This window comes from Streptomyces sp. NPDC027962 (genome assembly GCF_055566095.1).
Genome location: NZ_JBVHTA010000097.1, coordinates 1 through 3,321, shown reverse-complemented (window position 1 = coordinate 3,321; position 3,321 = coordinate 1). Strand labels below are relative to the sequence as shown.

Annotated in this window: 2 protein-coding genes; both read left to right on the top strand. The window is 63.7% G+C overall.

The annotated features are described in order from the left end of the window. Positions 1–859 precede the first annotated feature (859 nt). Positions 860–2,605, top strand: coding sequence for an ALF repeat-containing protein (locus tag ACZ4SA_RS36755; RefSeq protein WP_468283160.1), 1,746 nt, complete (start codon positions 860–862; stop codon positions 2,603–2,605). Between the two features lie 11 nt (positions 2,606–2,616). Then, entirely contained in the window at positions 2,617–3,141 is a 525-nt protein-coding gene (locus ACZ4SA_RS36750) for a hypothetical protein (protein ID WP_468283157.1), read from the top strand. The last annotated feature ends 180 nt before the right edge of the window (positions 3,142–3,321 follow it).

The following is a 3,321-nucleotide window of genomic DNA, read 5'->3' as shown; positions in this document are numbered from 1 at the left end:
CCCCCCCCCCCCCCCCCCCCCCCCCCCCCCCCCCCCCCCCCCCCCCCCCCCCCCCCCCCCCCCCCCCCCCCCCCCCCCCCCCCCCCCCCCCCCCAACGCCGCAGCCGGCGCAGCCGATGCTGCCACTCGTGCATTCGATGCGGCTACCGCCGCGTCATCGGATGCCGACAAGGCGGAGGACGCCAACAAGGCAGCGAAGGACGCGCGTACCGCGGCGGCGGGGGCGAAGAAGGCGGCCACCGCCGCGCAGAAGGCCGGCGATGCCTCGATCAAGGCAGCCGAGGCGGCCGTAGCCGCCCGCAGTGCGGTTGCCAACGCGAATGCGGCCGCGACAGCAGCCGATGAGGCCAGTGATTACGCGGACGCTGGTGGCGCACACTCCTCCACTGCACGGGAGGCCGCCACCCAGGCCCGGCGTCATGCCAACGAGGCCAACCGCGCGGCAAACGCCTCGGAAGCGCTCGCCCGAAAGTCTGCGACGGCTGCGTTTGAGGCGCGCACCGCGGCCAACTCGGCCGCCGGGCACGCTGAGAAGGCCGCTGCAGCAGCGGAGGCTGCGGCCCAGCACGCAGGAGAAGCACAGGATGCTGCTGCTGAAGCGACCAAGCATGCGGCGGACGCGAGGCTGGCTGCCGACACCGCGACCTCCGCGGTCGCCACGGCGAAGTCTGTCTACGACCTTGCCCGAGAGACCGAGGCCGAGGATCTTGCCACGCGCACCGCGGCGGCGATCGAACGAGCCGGCGATCAGAAGAAGGCGGACGACGAGTTCACCGCCAGCCTGGGCCATATTCTCAAGGAATCCCAGGGTCTCGACGAACAGGGTGAGCGGCTGGCCGCTGAGGCGGCGAACTCGAACGTGGACGTCGCGGCGACGGTCGCTGAGGGACGCGAGTACGCGCTCAAGGTGCTGAAAGCGCGCGGCTCCTGGAGTCAGGAAGCTGCCGAGGCTGCGCTCGCTGGAGACGATGCGGCCGTTCTCACATATCTGCGTTCCGGCAGGCAGCAGGCCGAACGCGAGGATGCCCGGCAGCGCGTTTCCAACCTGACCTTCGAAACGCCCTACGAGGCGGTCCGCACTGCAGCTGCCGAGGCGCTGAAGGGCGATGCCCAGACGATTACTGAGTTCCTTGACAGCGGGCAGTACGAGGCTGGCAAAAGCGACCATCGTGTCGACGTGACCCAGGTTCACAGCACTGGCGGGCCGGGCGTCAAAAAGGCCGCAGAAGCAGCTCTGAACGACGACTCACCCAAGGCGCTCGCCGCCTTCTTTTACAGTGGTCAGTACGTTGCGCGCAACTCCGATGACCGTGTCCGAGCCACCCAACTGCACAGCGTCGGCCAGGGCGAAGTGAAGTCAGCGGCGCAGATCGCGCTGACCGGCACACCGGAACAGCTGCGGTACTTCATCCAGGCAGGCCAGTACATGGCCGACCGCAAGGACCAGCTCACGGCCAATCACACCGCCCAGGTCCGGCGTCTGATCGCAGAGGCGGGCCTGGTCGCAGCCAAGGCACAGGAACGCGCCTGGGTTGCCACAAAGGCCGCAGCCGACGCCAATAACGCCAGGGATGAGGCTGACAAGGCAGCGGACGCTGCCACAAAGTCCGCCGAGCTTGCAGACAAGTACGCCAAGGACGCCGACACCTCCGCCGACGAGGCCGAAACGTCCGCAGCCCAAGCAGCCAAGTCCGCAAATACCGCCCGACAGGCTGCAGAAGCAGCTAATCGTGATGCGGACGCCGCGGCGGCATCCGCCGCACAGGCAGAATTCTCTACATTCTATGCACATCTTTCGGCTGATGACGCACGAGAATCAGCAGTTGTGGCCCGGCAATCGGCTCTTGACGCTGGTAAGAGTTCCACCGAAGCGGAACAGGCTGCATCTGACGCTTGGGAGATCACTGCAGAAAAGCTTCGAGCAGAGGCTGAAGCAGCTCAGAAGCAGGCCGAAGCAGAGTTTGAGGATCTGCAGTCGGCGAAGCAGGGGAAGCCTGATTGCGTAATTGCTCCTAAGGCGCCGCCCAGCTCCCTTGCTGGATGTTTGGTAGCTGGTGGAGAGTTCGACCCGGAAGCGCAAAAGGAGATGCTCCAAGGGTACAGGGCGGCTACTTGGGCTGGAATCGGCATCCCGCTCGAAGAAATCCAAGCGTGCATTGACGAGCCGATGGACGCAACTTGCCTCATGCTCGCCCTGGCCGTCACGCCGTACGGCAAAATTAAGAATGTCAAGAAAAGCCTCGATGGCGTCGAGGATGCGGCCTCGGGAGCCTCGGATCTAAACTGGGCTGCAAACAGCGTGAAGACGTTCGGCCACGCGTTCAGAAAGCATGGACAAGACGCCAAGAATACGCAAAGGCTGAAAGACGTTGCCCGGTCAACGGGTACACCACAGGGGCAGTGGCTTGACGACTCCAAGGCAGCAGAGCTGGCGAAGGATGCATATGACGGACTGAACGATGTGAAGACGATCGACATTCCTGAGGGAATGGGCCAGGTCATATGCCCGGACGGTGAAATCGTGCAGGCCACGCAAGCCATTCTTGTACCGAAACGACAAGGTGGCTACAGAACGGGATATCCGATCCTAAAGAATGCTTGTTGAGGAGCCATGCCATGCCATTCACTATGAGGATTGTCGCGCCGCTCTCCGACCCAGAGCCAACAAATGATCCACAAGACCTTACCGAAGGCGGCGTGCTGGAGAAGATAGAGGATGGCTATGAGCCGCTGGTAATTAATGCTTGCGAGTTGCTAGAGGAAGCCGGCTACACCTTCCATGTAAGCGGATTCGGAAGCAGCAAATGGACAGTCGACGTCGGGTACGACCTTTCGACCGTCCTGGAACAACTGCCAGATGTGCTCGAAAGCATCAGGGAAAGCTCCCGAGCTCGGCTAGATTTCTATGCGCCCGGGACTGCACGGGCCATCGAGTTCTACCCTGTTGGGTCAGCAATGGCAGCACACTGCGTCTCCAGGACTCATTGGGTTCCCGATCCGGAGATCGAGGACCTCACACAGGGCGAACTTGAGCAGACGCTGACAATGCTGGCACAGCAGTTCGCAGCAGCCGTATTCCGGGTCGCTCCCTCTCTAGCAGATGCCGAGCCTCTTTCCGATTGGTTGGACGGAAAGGTCTAGCCCGTACCGTCGCGCAACCCCAGCGGGCCCATCTTTGAGGAGGTGGCCCGCTGGGGGTAGTGAAGCAAACGCCCGCGCACGCTGCGGGCAGGGTGATTGCAAAGTCTGAGGTTCTGGGGGCGGTGCTGGTCAGCTGAGTCCGAGGAGGGCCAGTGGCCGTTCGAAAGGGCGGAGAGACAT